We start from the raw sequence: 16,725 nt of genomic DNA, 5'->3' as shown, positions 1-16,725 counted from the left end.
CGTGTGGTTTAAGCGAAAACAAAAGCAGCCTGAAGCAGCGCCTGCTCCCAAAAAGGCGGCCAAGCTGAAAAAAGAAAAAGCAAAGGCGCCAGAAATGACTCGTTTAATGACGGGTGAAGAGCTTGCGCGTCCAATTTGTATTTCTGTAGTGCTTGTTATTGCTATTACTGCCAGTGCTTTGAGTGTGATTTATTCGGCTTTTGAATACCGAGATTTATTTAATCGTCAGCAGGTTTTGGTGACTCAGTGGGATGAGTTTCAAGTGGAGTGGGGGCAATTGTTGCTAGAGGAAAGTGCATTAGGTGCTAATAACCGTGTTGAGCGGGTTGCGTCTAAACAGCTGGCTATGATGTCGCCTGAAACTAATATGATAGAGATTGTGCAATATGAGCGATAGTAACCAAGATCGTATCGTACAATCAGCGGGCCGCAGCTGGCGGCTTATTCTTATCTTCGTTTTGTTGTTAGTTGTAGCGGCTGGCATTGTTTCGAAGCTCGTTTCGCTTTACACGCTTGACCAAGCATTTTTACAACGTCAAGGGGATGCGCGCTCATTACGCACAACGCTCACACCTGCGCACCGTGGCCTGATAACAGATCGCAATGGCGAGCCGCTCGCGGTAAGTGCTCCTGTGGCTACTATTTGGGCCAATCCATCGCGTACGGATCGCTTCGCTCCCGAGCTGGATCGTTTGGCTGTTTTGTTGGGTGTGAAGCGTCAAGAGTTAGTGTCTCGTCTAGAGAACCATCAAACCAAGCAATTCATTTACCTTAAACGTCAAGTCACTCCTGAATTAGCGGAACAAATCGATCAGCTCAATATTGGTGGTATTCATGTTGATCGTGAGTATAAACGCTATTACCCAGCGGGCGAGGTAACTACGCATTTAGTGGGCTTTACGGGCATTGATGGCAGTGGCCAAGAAGGGATGGAACTAGCCTATGAGCGAGCATTAACAGGCCATCCAGGCAAAAAGTTAGTCATGCAAGATCGCTTGGGCCGCACTATTAAGCATATCAAATCTTTGGATGAAGCTAAGCCGGGGCGTGATGTTCAATTAAGCATCGATTTGCACCTGCAATATATGGCTTATCGAGAACTAAAAGCGGTGGTGCAATCGCATCATGCTGATTCTGCATCGGCCGTGGTGTTGGATGCGCGTACGGGCGAAGTATTGGCGATGGTTAATCAGCCTTCGTACAATCCAAATGATCGTTCGCATCTTGACCCTAAAGGGTTGCGAAACCGTGCCGTAACCGATCTGTTTGAGCCCGGCTCTACGGTCAAGCCGTTAACTATCGCCGCAGCGCTAATGTCTGGCCAGTATACGGTTGACAGTGTTGTTGATACGACGCCAGGTTATATCCGCGTTAAAGGGCGGACTATTCGTGATCATCGTGATTACGGAAAGCTGGATTTAACCGGGATTATTACAAAATCTAGCAACGTGGGTATTACGAAGCTTGCGCTGAGTATGCATGCGGATGCGGTACGTAATTTATATGAAAATGTAGGGCTTGGGCAGGCAACCGGAAGCGGGTTCCCTGGCGAACGAGCTGGTAGCTTGCCTTATTACCCTGAAAAACGTGTTGTTGAACGTGCCACTATGTCTTATGGGTACGGTCTGTCAGTTACGCCGTTACAGCTTGCTCAGTCTTATATTCCGTTAGCGAATGATGGTGTCGCACTTCCGGTTAGCTTATTGAAGTTAGATGAGCCTGCTACGGGTAAACGTGTTATGCCGGCTGACGTAGCGCATTCTGTTCTCGAAATGATGGAAACCGTGATTAGCCCTATAGGTACGGGGCGTCGAGCGGCTGTTTATGGTTATCGTGTGGCCGGGAAAACTGGAACGGTTCATAAAGCGATGAACGGTGGCTATTCAGGTGATCAGTATATTTCGGTTTTTTCAGGCGTAGTGCCTATTTCGGATCCTCGCTTAGTTATTGCTGTGATGGTGAATAATCCCAGAGGGCAAGAATATTATGGCGGTGAGGTAGCCGCACCGGTTTTCTCTCGGGTGGCAGGCAATGCTTTGCGTATGTTGAATGTGGCTCCTGATCAGTGGCCTGAAAAACCGAGTACGACGGTGGTGATGAAATGACGACATTAACACCTCGCTCACTAACAGAACTTGGTATTGCCGCCCCAGATAATGGTGCGGCATCTTGCCTTGTAAAGGGAGTGTGTGTTGATAGCCGTCAAGTCAGAGAGGGCGACCTGTTCATCGCGCGCGACGGGGTTTCCCATCGTGGTGCAGATTTTATAGAGCAAGCTGCCCAGCAGGGTGCCGTAGCGGCTTTGCTTGATAGTGCATCGTCTTCTGGTCTGGATCTCAGTGCTTTTTCAATTCCAGTTGTTGTGGTTGAAAACTTGCAGCAGCGTGCGGGTGAAATAATCAGTACGTGGTTTGGGAACCCTAGCCAGCAGTTGCGCGTTATTGGTATTACGGGAACAAACGGTAAAACATCATGCGCCCATTATTTGGCGCAGGCGTTAACTCATTTAGGTCAGAAAACAGCTCTGATTGGTACGGTTGGCAATGGATTTGTAGGCCAGTTGTCGCCAGCAACACATACCACACCAGATGTGGTTAAAGTGCATGAGCTATTGGCGGGTTATGTCGCTCAAGGGGCTAATGTTGTTGTTATGGAGGTAAGCTCCCATGCGTTGGATCAAGGGCGCATTGCTGGAGTTGAGTTTGCTGTAGCCGCGTTTACAAATTTGAGCCGTGATCATTTGGATTATCACAAAACGATGGTCGCATATGGCGAAGCTAAAGCACGATTATTTACTGACTATTCGGTTAAGCAGCGTGTTGTTAATTTGGATGATGCGTTTGGTCAGCAGTTATATCAGCGCCTAAAAGATCAGGGTATAGATTGCTGCGGCTATAGTGCGATAGGCAATAACAAAGCGGATGTATTGCCTGGTGTTAGTGAGCTCTCATCAGCCGGTATACGTTTAAGCGTGGATGTCTCTTACCCTGCTTTGGATACTATTTCGTTTTCTTCTTCTGTTGTGGGTGGCTTCAATGTCGCCAACCTTTTACTAACCGTTGCTGTTTTATGTCGCCTTGATTGGAAGGGGGAGGCGATTGCAACGGTTATGTCTTGTGTCACAGCGGTGCCGGGGCGAATGGAGTCTTATATTGCTTCGCGCGGTACTGTTGTGGTGGTGGATTATGCTCATACACCGGATGCTTTGGAAAAGGCTTTGGCGGCTTGTCGTGAGCATTGCTCCGGTAAGTTATGGGTTGTGTTTGGTTGCGGTGGTGATCGCGATACTGGTAAGCGGGCTGAAATGGCGACTATTGCAGAGTTACATGCTGATCAACTCGTCATTACAAGCGATAACCCACGAACTGAAGACCCACTGACTATTATCAGCATGATCGTCGATGGTCTAAGTTCGCCCGGCGCAGCGGTAGTTTTTGAAGACCGTAGAGCGGCGATTGAGTATGCATATGCCCATGCGAATGATGACGATTGGGTGCTAGTCGCTGGTAAAGGTCACGAAGATTACCAAGAAGTGATGGGCAAGAAGCTTGCGTTTAGTGACCGCGAGTTAGCGAAACAGTTAGTAGAGGAATCGCAATTATGATGAAGCCTGAGTTTTCGCTAAATGAACTGTTAGCGCCTCTTGATGCGCGCTTAGCTCCTTGCGAGCGCGAAATAAATTGTATTACGGGTGTTACAACCGATACACGCGCTGTGAAATCTGGAGATTTGTTCATTGCCTTAAAAGGTGAGCGTTTCGATGCGCACGACTTTGTTGAGCAGGCTATCGATGCTGGTGCTTCTGCTTTACTGGTAGAACGAGAACTGCCCGTTGATGTGCCTCAGCTTATTGTAAGCGACACGCGTATCGCTTTAGGGAAGCTAGCTGAATATAATCGCTCGTTTTTTACAGGATTGCTCTTCGCTATTACCGGTAGCAGCGGAAAAACAACGGTAAAAGAGATGTTGGCAACCGTATTGGCTAATTGTGGTAATACGCTCGCTACCTTGGGAAACCTGAATAACGATATTGGTGTGCCATTAACTTTGCTTAGGCTGTCGCCTGAGCATGAGTATGCTGTGATCGAAATGGGTGCCAGTGGTGCCGGTGAAATAGCTTATTCAGTTGCGTTAGCCCACCCGCATATTGCCATTGTTAATAATGCAATGGCAGCGCACTTGGAAGGGTTTGGCTCTTTACAAGGGGTTATCGACGCTAAAGGTGAGATCTATGATGGGCTATCTTCGGTGGGCACGGCGGTTGTCAATCTTGATGATGCGGCGGCCAAGCAGTGGCTTGCACGTATTGGCGATAAACCTCGGATTGGTTTTAGTGTAAAGCATGAAAAAGCTGATTTGTATGTGCGCCATGTAAGCCGTCAGCTAAATGGCTGTTTCGCGTTTGATATTGTGCATGGTGCAGCGAGCGCTACGGTTACTTTGCAGGTATTAGGTGCACATAATATTGCCAATGCAGCGGCGGTCTCTGCGCTAATGTTAGCTGCTGGTTTTTCGCTAGATGTGGTTGCCGATGGCTTGTCACGTTTCAAGGCGGTTAAGGGACGATTGTGTACAGTGGCGGGTTTGGCGGGGGCGTTGGTGATTGATGACACCTATAACGCTAATCAAGGCTCTGTGATGGCGGCTATTGATACCTTGGCAGAGCTACCGGGTGAACGCATGCTTATTTTAGGGGATTTGGGTGAGCTCGGTGTTGATGCCGAATCTATCCATTACGCATTAGGCCAATACGCGGCTGAACAGAAAATTGATCGATTTTTCGCGGTAGGGGATTTGTGTAAAGAGGCGGTACAGGGGTATCAAACGTCGGGAGGTGAGCTTGTGGCTCACTTCGCGGATAAGGACAGTTTACTGAAAGCTATGGAGCCTTTGTTGCATAGTGATCTTAAAATATTAGTTAAAGGCTCCCGAAGTGCAGGAATGGAGTCAGTCGTTGCGGGTTTGACCGTTGGAGATAAATAGATGTTACTGATTTTGGCCGATTACCTGTCGCAGTATTTTTCAGCGGTTTCGGTTTTTCAATACTTAACCTTGCGCGGCATTATGGGCGTGTTAACCGCCTTGGGCATGTCATTGTTTATCGGACCTCGCTTAATTGATTTTCTTAAGACGAAGCAGATTGGGCAGTCGGTACGTGATGACGGGCCTCAATCTCACCTGAGTAAAGCTGGCACGCCTACGATGGGTGGTGCGTTGATTCTGTTGTCAATAGGTGTGAGTACCTTGTTGTGGGCAGATTTGAATAATCGCTACGTATGGGTTGTGCTTATCGTGACCTTTATTTTTGGTGCTGTTGGCTGGGTAGATGATTGGCGCAAAGTGGTTGAGAAAAACTCGCGTGGTTTACCGGCCCGTTGGAAATATTTTTGGCAATCTGTTGGTGGTTTAGGGGCAGCCTTGTTTTTGTACTTTACGGCACAAAGCCCTGCAGAAACACAGTTGATCGTACCTATATTCAAAGATGTGGCTTTGGATATGGGTATCTTCTTTGTTGTGTTCACCTACTTCGTGATAGTGGGTACTTCCAATGCTGTGAATTTGACGGACGGTTTGGATGGTTTAGCCATCATGCCAACTGTGATGGTGGCTGGGGCGTTAGCTATATTCGCGTACTTGAGCGGTAATATTCGCTTTGCTGACTATCTGTTGATCCCTTATATCCAAGGGTCGGGTGAGCTTATTATTTTTTGCGGCGCTATTGTGGGAGCCGGTTTAGGCTTCTTGTGGTTTAACACTTACCCAGCACAAGTTTTCATGGGAGACGTTGGTGCTCTTGCTCTAGGGGCGGCGCTAGGTACGGTGGCTGTGATTGTTCGCCAAGAGTTGGTGCTTGTTATTATGGGTGGTGTGTTTGTGATGGAAACCGTGTCCGTTATTTTGCAGGTAGCGTCTTACAAGCTCACGGGACGTCGTATTTTCCGAATGGCACCTATTCATCATCATTTTGAGTTAAAAGGCTGGCCAGAGCCTCGTGTAATTGTGCGCTTTTGGATTATCACTGTGGTTTTGGTCTTGGTCGGTTTGGCCACGCTCAAGATTCGATAACAGGAAACGAATATGTCGTTAATAGCATCTGATCAGCTCACCATTGTTATCGGTTTAGGTAAAACCGGGCTGTCTTGTGCGCGTTATTTACAACGTAAGGGCATTCGTTTTGCGATCGCTGATACTCGTGAAAACCCGCCGTCAATAGACCTTGTCCGTAAAGAGTTTGCTGACGTTGATATTCGTTTAGGCGCATTGGATGCTGCTTTCTTATCTTCGGCTTCTGAAATTGTGTTAAGTCCGGGCGTGGCACAAAGTACGCCGGCTATCGTGGCTGCAATCGAAAATGGCGTGCAGTTGATAGGCGATATCGATTTGTTTTGCCGGGAAGTAAACGCGCCAATTATAGCAATCACAGGATCTAACGCTAAAAGTACAGTAACGACATTGGTTGGCGCTATGGCCGAAACGGCCGGCCTATCAGTGGGCGTAGGAGGTAACCTGGGTACTCCGGTGCTAGAGATGCTTTCTGAAGGGGAAAAGCAACTGTATGTACTGGAGCTATCCAGCTTTCAATTAGAAACGACTCATGATTTGCGGGCAGAAGTTGCCACAGTGCTCAATGTTAGCCCGGATCACATGGATCGTTATCCAGATATGCAATCGTATTACCGCGCTAAGCACCGTGTTTATCGGGGCTGTAAATTTGCCGTTGAAAATAAAGATGATCCACTTACTCATCCTTTATTGCCCATGGGGATGAAGCCGTGGGGCTTTAGATTAGGCGCGCCCGATTTTCGTGTGTTTGGTTTACGCGAAGAGGCGGGCATTGAGTATCTAGCCCTAGCGCAAGATAACTTAATGCCTGTATCTGATATTCGCATGCCGGGTCGCCACAATGTGGCTAATGCACTGGCGGCTCTTGCTTTAGGGCATCTTGTGCATATTCCAATGGATGCCATGTTAGCAACACTACGTACCTTTGGTGGGCTTGAGCATCGTTGCCAGTGGGTTGCTGAAAAAGCGGGGCTGACTTTTTACAACGACTCCAAAGGCACGAATGTAGGCGCTACAGTTGCTGCACTAGACGGCTTAGGGCCTGATTTAGCCGAAGGTCAGCGTATTGTTCTTATTGCTGGGGGCGATGGAAAGGGGGCTGCCTTTAATGATTTGTTGGCTCCCGTTACCCGTTATGTGCGCCATCTCGTTTTAATTGGCCAAGATGCCTCTGCTATCCAATCAACCTTATCGGATTGTCCTAGTGATATCACGAATACATTAGAGCAAGCCGTTGAATTGGCCGTTTCCAAAGCACAGGAGGGGGATCTAGTTTTGTTGTCCCCTGCGTGTGCCAGCATCGATATGTTTAAGAACTATGTAGAACGTGGCAATGTGTTTGTTGCCGCTGTGGAGGCTTTGTGAATAGCCAGGTAAAGCAAACGCCACCGTTACCGAATGCTTCTATGCAAAGTATACCGCGCTGGTTTTCTTTGCCGGGCGATGCTGTTATGCCGTTTGATCCGTGGTTGTTAGCAACGGCAGTCGCTTTAGTGTTGACGGGCTTTGTTATGATTACTTCGGCTTCGATGGATGTGGCGGCGCAAAAGTTTGGTGGAGCATTTTTCTTTTCGCAGCGTCATGGCATCTTTATTTTGCTATCCATTATTGGTGCGGTAATCACCTATAAAATACCGTTATCTTTGTGGCAGCGCTCGGGGCCTTATCTGCTATTGGCTGGCTTTTTACTGCTGGTGGTTGTGCTTATTCCTGGCATTGGCCGCGAAGTTAATGGTAGCCGTCGATGGATTAGTGCTGGCCCGCTGAACTTGCAGGCGTCTGAAATTGCAAAATTTTGCATGGTTATCTATCTCGGTGGTTATCTTGTACGCCGTTTAGCTGAGGTCCGAACCAGTTGGAAAGGTGTTGTAAAGCCGGGTTTGCCACTGGCTTTCTTTGTGTCATTGCTATTGCTTGAGCCCGACTATGGCGCAGCCGTTGTTTTGATGGGCTGCGTGATGGGAATGATTTTTTTAAGTGGCATGAAGTTTGGCCAATTTATTCTCATTTTAGTGAGTGCCGTGGGCTTTGTTGGTCTGATGGGGGTAATTCAGCCTTACCGCATGGCTCGATTAAAGTCCTTTCAGGATCCGTGGGCAGATCCATTTGGCGCTGGCTACCAATTATCACAAGCTCAAATCGCTTTTGGGCGTGGCGATTGGTTTGGTGAAGGCTTAGGTAATAGTGTGCAAAAGCTCTTTTACTTGCCAGAAGCACACACAGACTTTGTTTATTCGGTATTAGCGGAGGAACTTGGCTTTATAGGTGCCATAGCCGTGGTAATTCTGTATGCCATTCTCATTACACGCATTTTCCTTATTGGGCGACAAGCTGAAAAGCAACGCCAGTTTTTTATGGGCTATGTGGCTTATGGATTTGGCTTTATTTTGGCAGGTCAAGCGTTGATAAATATTGGTGTTAATGTGGGCGCATTGCCGACTAAAGGTTTGACTCTGCCCTTGCTAAGTTATGGTGGTAGTAGCTTGTTAGTATGTACGGCTATGATTGCCTTAGTCTTGCGCATAGACGTTGAGTTAAAGCGCATGCGCTTTGCTGAAGGAGCCTTTGATAAAACGACAGTTTTGGCAGTAAAAAGCCCTCAAAAAAAGGTGAAACCTGCTAACACCGTAGATCAGGATAAGGAGGCCCCACGTAATTCAGGGCCTGCTAAAAAAGACTTTGCCGAAGGAAGTTTCTCATGAGCCAAACTAAAACAGCACTCATTATGGCCGGAGGAACGGGTGGGCATGTTTTTCCTGCTCTAGCGACGGCTGACTGTTTGCGCGCTCAGGGTGTTGCCGTGCATTGGATGGGGACTCAACGAGGTATTGAATCCCGTGTTGTCCCTAATGCTGATATTCCCTTGCATACCATCGACGTACAGGGCGTTCGTGGCAAAGGGCGTCTCAGTATTTTACTTGCTCCGTTTAGACTCATTAAAGCGGTGGCGCAGGCTTATCATGTTGTAAAAAAGGTGAAGCCTAATGTGGTGTTGGGTATGGGAGGCTTCGCGTCTGGGCCTGGTGCTGTAGCGGCGAAGCTATTGGGTATTCCTTTAGTGATCCATGAGCAGAATGCTACGGCGGGTATGACAAATAAAATATCGGCCAAAATAGCAAATCGAGTGTTAGAGGCTTTTTCTGGTGCTTTTGGGCAGCGGGCTAATGTAGAGCAGACTGGTAATCCTGTTCGTGGTGATATCCTGAGTTTATCTCCCCCACAAGAGCGTTTTGATAAGCGAACTGGGCCGATCCGGTTGTTAGTTGTTGGTGGCAGTTTAGGGGCAAAAGCGATCAATGAAATCATCCCTGCAGCCCTAGCGGCCATGCCCGCGGAGTCGCGCCCTGATGTATGGCACCAAACCGGTAAACAGCATATTGATGCCACACGTGCGTTATATCAAGAACACGGTTTAGAAGGGCGAGTCGATGCGTTTATCGAGCGCATGGATGAAGCTTACGGGTGGGCAGATATTGTGATTTGCCGATCAGGAGCACTGACAGTGAGCGAGTTGGCGATTGCCGGGGTGCCTTCGTTGCTAGTGCCTTTTCCATTTGCTGTTGATGATCACCAAACGGCGAATGCACAGTATTTAGAGTCAGTTGGCGCAGCCACCATAATCCAACAACGAGACTTAACAGTCGACGATATTATAAAACGGTTAACTGAGAATACAGGCAGAGATTGCTTGTTAGATATGGCTAAAAAAGCGCGTGCAGTGGGTAAGCCTGCGGCGAGTCAGCGTGTTGCTGATATATGTCTGGAGATGATGAAATGAGTAGTAAAGACCGCGCACCTACGGTGTACGAAGTTCCTGAAATGCGCCGAATCCGCACTATCCATTTCGTGGGGATAGGCGGTGTGGGCATGTGCGGGATAGCTGAAGTTTTATGTAACCAAGGCTATCAAATACTTGGCTCAGATATACGCGCATCAGCAACTACGGACCGCCTTGTTGAAATGGGAGCCACTATTCATATTGGGCATGCAGAATCGAATATCGACGGCGCTGATGTGGTGGTTATCTCCAGTGCGGTTAATGATGAAAACCCAGAGGTAAAAGCAGCACGTGAGCAGCGTATCCCAGTTGTACGTCGGGCGGAAATGTTAGCCGAGTTGATGCGCTATCGTCATGGGGTGGCTGTTGCCGGCACTCATGGTAAAACCACGACAACGAGTTTGTTGGCTTCGGTTTTTGCAGAAGGTGATCGCGATCCGACTTTTGTAATTGGTGGTCGCTTAAACAGTGCCGGAACAAATGCTCGCATGGGGGCTAGCCGCTATCTGATCGCAGAGGCGGATGAAAGCGATGCTTCTTTCTTGCACTTGCAGCCAATGGTATCGATTGTGACGAATATCGATGCAGATCACATGGATACTTATGGCGGCGATTTTAATGTTTTAAAACGTACTTTCATCGAATTTTTGCATAACTTGCCATTTTACGGCTTGGCGGTTCTATGTACTGATGATCCGGTGGTGTGTGAAATTCTGCCTGATATTAGCCGTCCTATTTTAACCTATGGGTTGAACGAAGCGGCGGACTATCGTGCCGTCGATATTCGTCAAAACGGAATGCATACTCATTTTACGGCTAAACGTCCTGATGGTAAGCCAGACTTGGCGATTACGGTCAATATGCCAGGTGTTCACAATGTGCTAAATGCCTTGGCGACTATTGCCGTTGCAACCGATGAAGGTATTGACGATACAGCTATTTGTGTGGCGCTGGAGAAATTTGCTGGTGTGGGTCGACGTTTCCAAGTGTTGGGTGATATCCCAGTGAACGGAGGCGCCGCGATGCTAGTGGATGACTATGGGCATCACCCTCGTGAAGTAGAAGCGGTTATCAAAGCGGTTAAGGCGGGTTGGCCTGAGAAACGTCTAGTTATGATTTACCAACCGCACCGTTATACCCGAACGCGCGATCTGTATGAAGACTTTGTAAAAGTGTTATCCGAAGTAGATACCTTGTTGTTAATGGAGGTATACGCGGCTGGTGAGGAGCCAATTGCTGGGGCTGACAGTAAGAGTTTATGCCGCAGTATTCGTCAGCGCGGCAATCTTGATCCTGTGTATGTTAAAACGCCAGAGGAAGTGCCTAGCGTTATCAGTAATTTGTTACAACCAGGTGATATCTTGCTGACGCAAGGGGCAGGTAACATTACTGCGCTGGCCCACCAGTTAGCGGACATAGATTTAACAGGAGATAAGCCATGAGCTATCGAGTCTCTGAGGAACAAGCCCAAGCACTCGGTCGAGTAGCCGTCGTATATGGAGGTAATTCGGCAGAGCGTCCTGTGTCTTTAAAAAGTGGTGAAGCTGTTTTGCAAGCATTACTGCGTGCGGGTGTTGACGCATTTGGTATTGATCTTTTTGGCCCTTATGGGGCGCTTAACCCTATCGCACAACTCAGCGAACACAAGATTGATCGTGTGTTTTTGATTTTGCATGGTCGCGGTGGTGAAGATGGTACTTTGCAAGGCCTGCTAGAGATGATGAATTTACCTTACACCGGTAGTGGCGTGTCAGCTTCGGCCATAGGGATGGATAAGTTACGCAGTAAGCAATTGTTTGTTGGCGCTAATTTACCGACACCGCCGTTCGTTGTTCTGGAAACAGATGACGATTTAAACCGTTGTGAAGTGGAACTAGATTATCCAATGATGATCAAACCCGCCCATGAGGGTTCTAGCATAGGTATGCACAAAGTGCGTAATCGAGCAGAGCTCACAGAAGCATGGGAAGATGCTTGTCAGTATGACAGTTGTGTCATTGCAGAACAGTGGATAACAGGCTCAGAATTTACCGTTGCTGTTCTTAACAATAAAGCATTACCCGCCATTCGTTTAGAAACGCCGCATGATTTCTACGACTTTGATGCGAAGTACCAAGCGAACGATACACGTTACATGTTTGATAATGAATTAAGTGCTGAACAACAAGAAGATCTGCACACGTTGTCAGAAAAAGCTTTTAAAGCGCTAGGCTGCAAAGATTGGGCGCGGGTTGACGTCATGCAAGATGCTGCGGGCCAGTTTTATCTGCTAGAGGTGAATACTGCACCGGGTATGACGGATCATAGTTTGGTCCCAATGGCGGCTAAAGAAGCCGGAATTAGCTTCGAGCAATTGGTTGTTGAAATTGTGAGTGAGGCGTAAAGGATGTCAACTGGCTTACAAAAGCTCAAAGTCTTCGACCAGAAAGATCTGCCTAAAGCGCAGGTGTCTGACGAAGAGATGGTTGCGGCTTCTGAGCCAGATTGGTATTGGCGCCCTATTATTATTTTAACGGCGGCATTTGTTTTTTGTGCGGCAATGGCCTCTGGGTATCAGCGATTTATTGGTTGGCTAGACCAGCCTGTGTCGGAGGTTCGGGTACTGGGAGATACTAAGTATCTCAATAAAACGGAAGTCGCCACTAAGTTGGCTGCTGGGATCAATGCGCCATTGATTCATTTAGATATCAGCCAACTTCGCGAAAAATTATTGGAAGAGCCTTGGGTACATGCGGCTCAGGTTCGTCGGGAATGGCCTCCTGCTATCGAGGTCGTTATTGATGAGCAAATTCCTGTTGCCCGTTGGGGAGATAAGGGATTGTTGAACCATCAAGGAGACATTTTCTGGCCCGAGAAAGGCGGCGAATATAAGGATTTACCCGTCCTAAAAGGACCAGCAACAGAAACACAGTATTTGATGGAGCAATATCACAATTTGAGTGTGCTGTTTCAGGAAGCCGATGTACGTATGGTTGGGTTAACCATGGAAGCGCGAGGTGCTTGGACGCTGGAATTAAATAACGGTATTGAAGTTATTGTTGGGCGTGAACATCTACGTGATCGTCTTAAGCGCTTTTTACAAATTTACGATCAGCAATTAGCCGCGAGAGCAGCTGATATAGAACGAGTTGATATTCGATACACCAATGGTGCAGCGGTTACATGGCGCACACAGGACGATAAGGCAAAGGCAGGCTAATTTAATGGCAGAAGAAAATATGATCGTCGCACTGGACATAGGCACATCAAAGGTTGTGTGCTTGGTTGCGAAGGTTTTACCAGACGAGCAGGTAGAAGTAGTAGGAATAGGCTCGCACCCTTCTCGTGGTCTGAAGCGTGGGGTTGTCGTTAATATCGAGTCAACTGTCAGCTCAATTCAGCGTGCCGTCGAAGAGGCGGAGCTAATGGCTGGGTGTAAAATCCATTCCGTTACAGTCGGTATTGCTGGTAGCCATATTAGTAGTATGAACTCTCACGGAATCGTGGCTGTGCGAGACCGAGAGGTAACCGAACATGATTTAGAGCGTGTTATTGACGCTGCTAGTGCTGTTGCTATCCCCGCCGATCAAAAAATTCTTCATATTCTTCCTCAAGAGTATTTAATTGATCATCAAGAGGGAATTAAAGAACCGTTAGGTATGTCTGGGGTTCGGTTAGAAGCCAAAGTGCATCTGGTGACTGGCGCAACCAATGCCATACAGAATATTGAAAAGTGTGTCCGTCGCTGTGGTTTGGAAGTCGATGGCGTTGTACTTGAACAGTTAGCCTCAAGTTATGCCGTGCTCACAGAAGATGAAAAAGACCTGGGTGTGTGCATGGTGGATATCGGTGGTGGCACAACGGATATTGCCGTTTTTACAGGCGGGTCTATTCGCCACACAGGCGTAATCCCGATTGCTGGTGATCAGGTCACAAACGACATTGCTATGGCGTTGCGCACACCTACGCAGCATGCGGATCAATTAAAAATTAAGTACGCCTGTGCATTGGCGCAATTAGCTAATGCAGATGAAACTATCAAAGTACCAAGTGTCGGAGATCGACCTCCACGTGATTTATCGCGCCAAGCGTTAGCAGAGGTGGTAGAACCGCGTTATGACGAGCTGTTTACATTGGTGCAAAGTGAGCTGCGTCGCAGTGGGTTTGAAGATTTGATTCCGGCAGGTGTTGTGTTAACCGGCGGAACAGCAAAGATGGAAGGCGTAGTAGAGCTTGCAGAAGAAATTTTTCATATGCCCGTTCGCTTAGCCATGCCACAAGGTGTTAGAGGAATGGACGATATTTTGCAAAATCCTATTTTCTCTACAGGGATGGGGTTGTTGCATTATGCGGCGCAGGGTGGCCATGTAGGCCGCAGTGCGACGACAGCGCATGTTCCTATGCGTAGTGAGGAGCGCATTGTTGCTGAAAAACAGCCTGTGCAAAAGCAAGAAATTAAAGAACGAAAAGTAAAGCCGCCTAAACCGAAAAGGGAAGGGCCGGGTTTATTGAGCCGGTGTAAAGACTGGTTAAAAGGTAATTTTTAGGACTTTGGTGAAAGGATTCGGATAAGATCGCCGGAATGCAGTTAAAGGCGTGGAACCCGACAGGAGAGTATTATGTTTAACCTATTAGATAGTGTTCCACAGAGTGCAGTGATCAAAGTGATCGGTGTGGGTGGTGGTGGCGGTAACGCCGTCGAGCACATGGTCAAGAGTGAGCTGGATGGTGTGGACTTTATGTGCGCCAATACGGATGCACAAGCATTAGTGAATATGTCAGCGCATACAGTAATTCAGTTAGGTGGTGAAACGACCAAAGGCTTGGGGGCAGGCGCGAACCCAGATGTAGGTCGTCAAGCTGCAATTGAAGATCGTGAACGTATTGCAGAAATGCTAAAAGGCGCTGATATGGTGTTTATCACGGCCGGTATGGGCGGTGGTACAGGTACTGGTGCCGCTCCCATTGTAGCGTCTGTTGCGCGTGATTTGGGGATACTGACAGTTGCTGTTGTTACCAAGCCTTTCCCGTTTGAAGGCAAGAAGCGCATGAAAATTGCGTTGGAAGGTATTAAAGAACTGCGTGAGCACGTTGATTCTCTCATCATTATTCCTAACGAAAAACTCATGCAGGTTATGGGGCGTAATTGCAGCTTGCTCAACGCTTTTAATACCGCGAATGATGTGTTACGAGGCGCTGTTCAAGGTATCGCCGACTTAATTATCCGCCCGGGTATGATCAACGTCGACTTTGCAGACGTGCGTACCGTGATGTCTGAAATGGGTATGGCGATGATGGGGACTGGTAAGTCCCGCGGTGAAGATCGCGCCACTAAAGCGGCCGAAGCGGCGATCAACAGCCCTTTGCTAGAAGATGTTGATTTGAAAGGGGCGAGTGGTATTTTGGTTAATATCACAGCCGGTATGGATCTAAGCTTAGGTGAGTTTACTGAAGTTGGTAATATCGTAGAAGAGTACGCATCGGATGACGCGACTATCGTTATTGGCACCGTGATTGATCCTGATATGGTTGATGATTTTGTCGTGACCGTTGTAGCAACAGGTTTTGATAAACGTGCTGAACCGGTAAAGCCAGATAACCATCAAAATAGTCAGCGTATTGATGGGCAGCCTAAAGAACAAATTGAACTTCCTTCTGTACTTCGTCGTCAAAAACAAGAGGCTCTACTTGAGCCAGGTGAGAAACGGACAGTGACGAAAGCAACGGATAAAGATGTCGATCTTTTGGATATTCCGACGTACCTTCGTCGTCAAGCTGATTAATTGATAGCAATGTAGATAACGCCGATTGAGCGGGTACTTAGTTGTTGCAAAACTGGGTATTTGTTACAATTTGGCGATATTTTTACGAATTTTATGTGGCGGACAAATGATTAAGCAACGTACCCTTAAAAACAGCATTAAGGCGACAGGTATTGGCCTGCATACTGGTCAAAAAGTCTATTTGACATTAAAACCTGCTCCTATCGATACGGGTATTACATTTCGACGCACTGACTTAACCCCAGCTGTTGATATCGAAGGCTTTGCTACTAATGTAGTGAGCACGACTTTATCGACTAACTTGGGTGAGGGTGATGTGCGCGTTGCTACCGTCGAGCACTTGATGTCTGCGTTGGCAGGTCTTGGTATTGATAATGCTGTGGTTGAATTGAGTGCTGAAGAAGTGCCTATCATGGACGGCAGTGCAGCACCTTTTGTTTTTTTAGTGCAGTCTGCTGGCATTGAAGAACAAGATGCGCCTAAAAAGTTTATCCGCATTAAAAAAGAAGTCACGTTCGAGTCTGAAGGTAAAAGCGCAACATTCAAACCTTATGATGGTTTTAAAGTTGGTTTTAAAATCGAATTTGAGCACCCTGCATTTGAAGGGCGCAACAAAGAGACGGCCTTAGAGTTCTCTACCACTTCTTTTATTCGTGAGATAAGCCGGGCTCGTACATTTGGCTTTATGAATGACTTTGAATATTTACGTTCTCAAAATCTCGCTTTAGGCGGAAGCTTAGAAAACGCGATCGTTGTTGATGATTATAAAATCCTGAACGATGACGGCCTGCGTTACGATGATGAATTTGTAAAACACAAGGTATTAGATGCCGTTGGTGATTTGTATTTGCTGGGTAAAAGTTTAATCGGTGAGTACTATGGCCATAAATCAGGCCATTATATGAATAACATGCTCCTTAGAGAGTTGCTAAATACGCCAGACGCGTATGAAGTTGTGACTTTTGAAGGAGAAGAATCTCTAGATATGGCTCCTGTTGCTTATCAGCAACCAGCGCTCGCTATCTAAGATAGATCATCTTAAAATGCCGGGCTAGCCCGGCATTTTCATATCCGGGCGAAATAGCACTGTAAAAAGAATCTGTTAAGCTCTTGGGATTCTCA

General features: G+C 47.4%; 14 protein-coding genes. All 14 read left to right on the top strand.

Features of this window, described 5'->3' with window-relative positions:
* Position 1: 1 nt before the first annotated feature.
* The 14 genes from ftsL (at position 2) to lpxC (ending at position 16,630) form a co-directional block, all read left to right on the top strand.
* The gene (gene ftsL / locus OW491_RS14565; protein WP_290036650.1) at positions 2 to 397 is read left to right on the top strand and encodes a cell division protein FtsL; all 396 of its coding nucleotides are present in this window, start codon (positions 2 to 4) and stop codon (positions 395 to 397) included.
* A complete protein-coding gene (locus tag OW491_RS14560; RefSeq protein ID WP_075171521.1) occupies positions 387 to 2,105 on the top strand; it encodes a penicillin-binding transpeptidase domain-containing protein in 1,719 nt (572 codons plus the stop codon). The genes ftsL and OW491_RS14560 overlap by 11 nt, the downstream gene beginning before the upstream one ends.
* The gene (locus OW491_RS14555; RefSeq protein WP_290036648.1) at positions 2,102 to 3,604 is read left to right on the top strand and encodes a UDP-N-acetylmuramoyl-L-alanyl-D-glutamate--2,6-diaminopimelate ligase; all 1,503 of its coding nucleotides are present in this window, start codon (positions 2,102 to 2,104) and stop codon (positions 3,602 to 3,604) included. Before OW491_RS14560 ends, OW491_RS14555 begins: the two co-directional genes overlap by 4 nt.
* Positions 3,601 to 4,983 (top strand): UDP-N-acetylmuramoyl-tripeptide--D-alanyl-D-alanine ligase, encoded by a 1,383-nt coding sequence (murF, locus tag OW491_RS14550; RefSeq protein WP_290036646.1) that lies wholly within the window; start codon positions 3,601 to 3,603, stop codon positions 4,981 to 4,983. The genes OW491_RS14555 and murF overlap by 4 nt, the downstream gene beginning before the upstream one ends.
* The gene (mraY, locus tag OW491_RS14545) at positions 4,984 to 6,066 is read left to right on the top strand and encodes a phospho-N-acetylmuramoyl-pentapeptide-transferase (protein WP_075171523.1); all 1,083 of its coding nucleotides are present in this window, start codon (positions 4,984 to 4,986) and stop codon (positions 6,064 to 6,066) included.
* 12 nt (positions 6,067 to 6,078) lie between these two features.
* Positions 6,079 to 7,428, top strand: a complete 1,350-nt coding sequence (gene murD / locus OW491_RS14540; protein WP_277253299.1) for a UDP-N-acetylmuramoyl-L-alanine--D-glutamate ligase — start codon at positions 6,079 to 6,081, stop codon at positions 7,426 to 7,428.
* A gap of 41 nt (positions 7,429 to 7,469) precedes the next feature.
* Entirely contained in the window at positions 7,470 to 8,765 is a 1,296-nt protein-coding gene (ftsW, locus tag OW491_RS14535; protein WP_083610053.1) for a putative lipid II flippase FtsW, read from the top strand.
* Complete coding sequence (gene murG / locus OW491_RS14530; RefSeq protein WP_290036645.1) at positions 8,762 to 9,841, top strand: undecaprenyldiphospho-muramoylpentapeptide beta-N-acetylglucosaminyltransferase; 1,080 nt, start codon at positions 8,762 to 8,764, stop codon at positions 9,839 to 9,841. Before ftsW ends, murG begins: the two co-directional genes overlap by 4 nt.
* Complete coding sequence (gene murC / locus OW491_RS14525) at positions 9,838 to 11,283, top strand: UDP-N-acetylmuramate--L-alanine ligase (protein WP_075171526.1); 1,446 nt, start codon at positions 9,838 to 9,840, stop codon at positions 11,281 to 11,283. Before murG ends, murC begins: the two co-directional genes overlap by 4 nt.
* Positions 11,280 to 12,224, top strand: coding sequence for a D-alanine--D-alanine ligase (locus OW491_RS14520; protein ID WP_290036643.1), 945 nt, complete (start codon positions 11,280 to 11,282; stop codon positions 12,222 to 12,224). Before murC ends, OW491_RS14520 begins: the two co-directional genes overlap by 4 nt.
* A gap of 3 nt (positions 12,225 to 12,227) precedes the next feature.
* Entirely contained in the window at positions 12,228 to 13,040 is an 813-nt protein-coding gene (locus OW491_RS14515) for a cell division protein FtsQ/DivIB (protein WP_246813245.1), read from the top strand.
* Between the two features lie 4 nt (positions 13,041 to 13,044).
* Positions 13,045 to 14,367 (top strand): cell division protein FtsA, encoded by a 1,323-nt coding sequence (gene ftsA, locus OW491_RS14510; RefSeq protein ID WP_075171528.1) that lies wholly within the window; start codon positions 13,045 to 13,047, stop codon positions 14,365 to 14,367.
* Between the two features lie 72 nt (positions 14,368 to 14,439).
* Entirely contained in the window at positions 14,440 to 15,603 is a 1,164-nt protein-coding gene (gene ftsZ / locus OW491_RS14505) for a cell division protein FtsZ (RefSeq protein WP_290036642.1), read from the top strand.
* A 106-nt stretch (positions 15,604 to 15,709) separates the two neighbouring features.
* Positions 15,710 to 16,630: a UDP-3-O-acyl-N-acetylglucosamine deacetylase gene (gene lpxC / locus OW491_RS14500; protein WP_075178768.1), complete on the top strand. Its 921-nt coding sequence runs from the start codon at positions 15,710 to 15,712 to the stop codon at positions 16,628 to 16,630.
* Positions 16,631 to 16,725 lie beyond the last annotated feature (95 nt).

The organism is Neptunomonas sp. CHC150, assembly GCF_030397555.1.
GTDB classification, from domain to species: Bacteria; Pseudomonadota; Gammaproteobacteria; order Pseudomonadales; family Balneatricaceae; genus Neptunomonas; species Neptunomonas phycophila.
This window is presented reverse-complemented; position numbering and strand designations above follow the sequence as displayed.

Bases quoted from the DNA above. Each gene is read 5' to 3' on its own strand.
- OW491_RS14515 (WP_246813245.1), top strand. From the start codon at position 12,228: ATGTCAACTGGCTTACAAAAGCTCAAAGTCTTCGACCAGAAAGATCTG.
- murD (WP_277253299.1), top strand. From the start codon at position 6,079: ATGTCGTTAATAGCATCTGATCAGCTCACCATTGTTATCGGTTTAGGT.
- OW491_RS14555 (WP_290036648.1), top strand. From the start codon at position 2,102: ATGACGACATTAACACCTCGCTCACTAACAGAACTTGGTATTGCCGCC.
- OW491_RS14560 (WP_075171521.1), top strand. From the start codon at position 387: ATGAGCGATAGTAACCAAGATCGTATCGTACAATCAGCGGGCCGCAGC.
- mraY (WP_075171523.1), top strand. From the start codon at position 4,984: ATGTTACTGATTTTGGCCGATTACCTGTCGCAGTATTTTTCAGCGGTT.
- murC (WP_075171526.1), top strand. From the start codon at position 9,838: ATGAGTAGTAAAGACCGCGCACCTACGGTGTACGAAGTTCCTGAAATG.
- ftsW (WP_083610053.1), top strand. From the start codon at position 7,470: ATGCAAAGTATACCGCGCTGGTTTTCTTTGCCGGGCGATGCTGTTATG.
- ftsA (WP_075171528.1), top strand. From the start codon at position 13,045: ATGGCAGAAGAAAATATGATCGTCGCACTGGACATAGGCACATCAAAG.
- murF (WP_290036646.1), top strand. From the start codon at position 3,601: ATGATGAAGCCTGAGTTTTCGCTAAATGAACTGTTAGCGCCTCTTGAT.
- lpxC (WP_075178768.1), top strand. From the start codon at position 15,710: ATGATTAAGCAACGTACCCTTAAAAACAGCATTAAGGCGACAGGTATT.
- murG (WP_290036645.1), top strand. From the start codon at position 8,762: ATGAGCCAAACTAAAACAGCACTCATTATGGCCGGAGGAACGGGTGGG.
- ftsZ (WP_290036642.1), top strand. From the start codon at position 14,440: ATGTTTAACCTATTAGATAGTGTTCCACAGAGTGCAGTGATCAAAGTG.
- OW491_RS14520 (WP_290036643.1), top strand. From the start codon at position 11,280: ATGAGCTATCGAGTCTCTGAGGAACAAGCCCAAGCACTCGGTCGAGTA.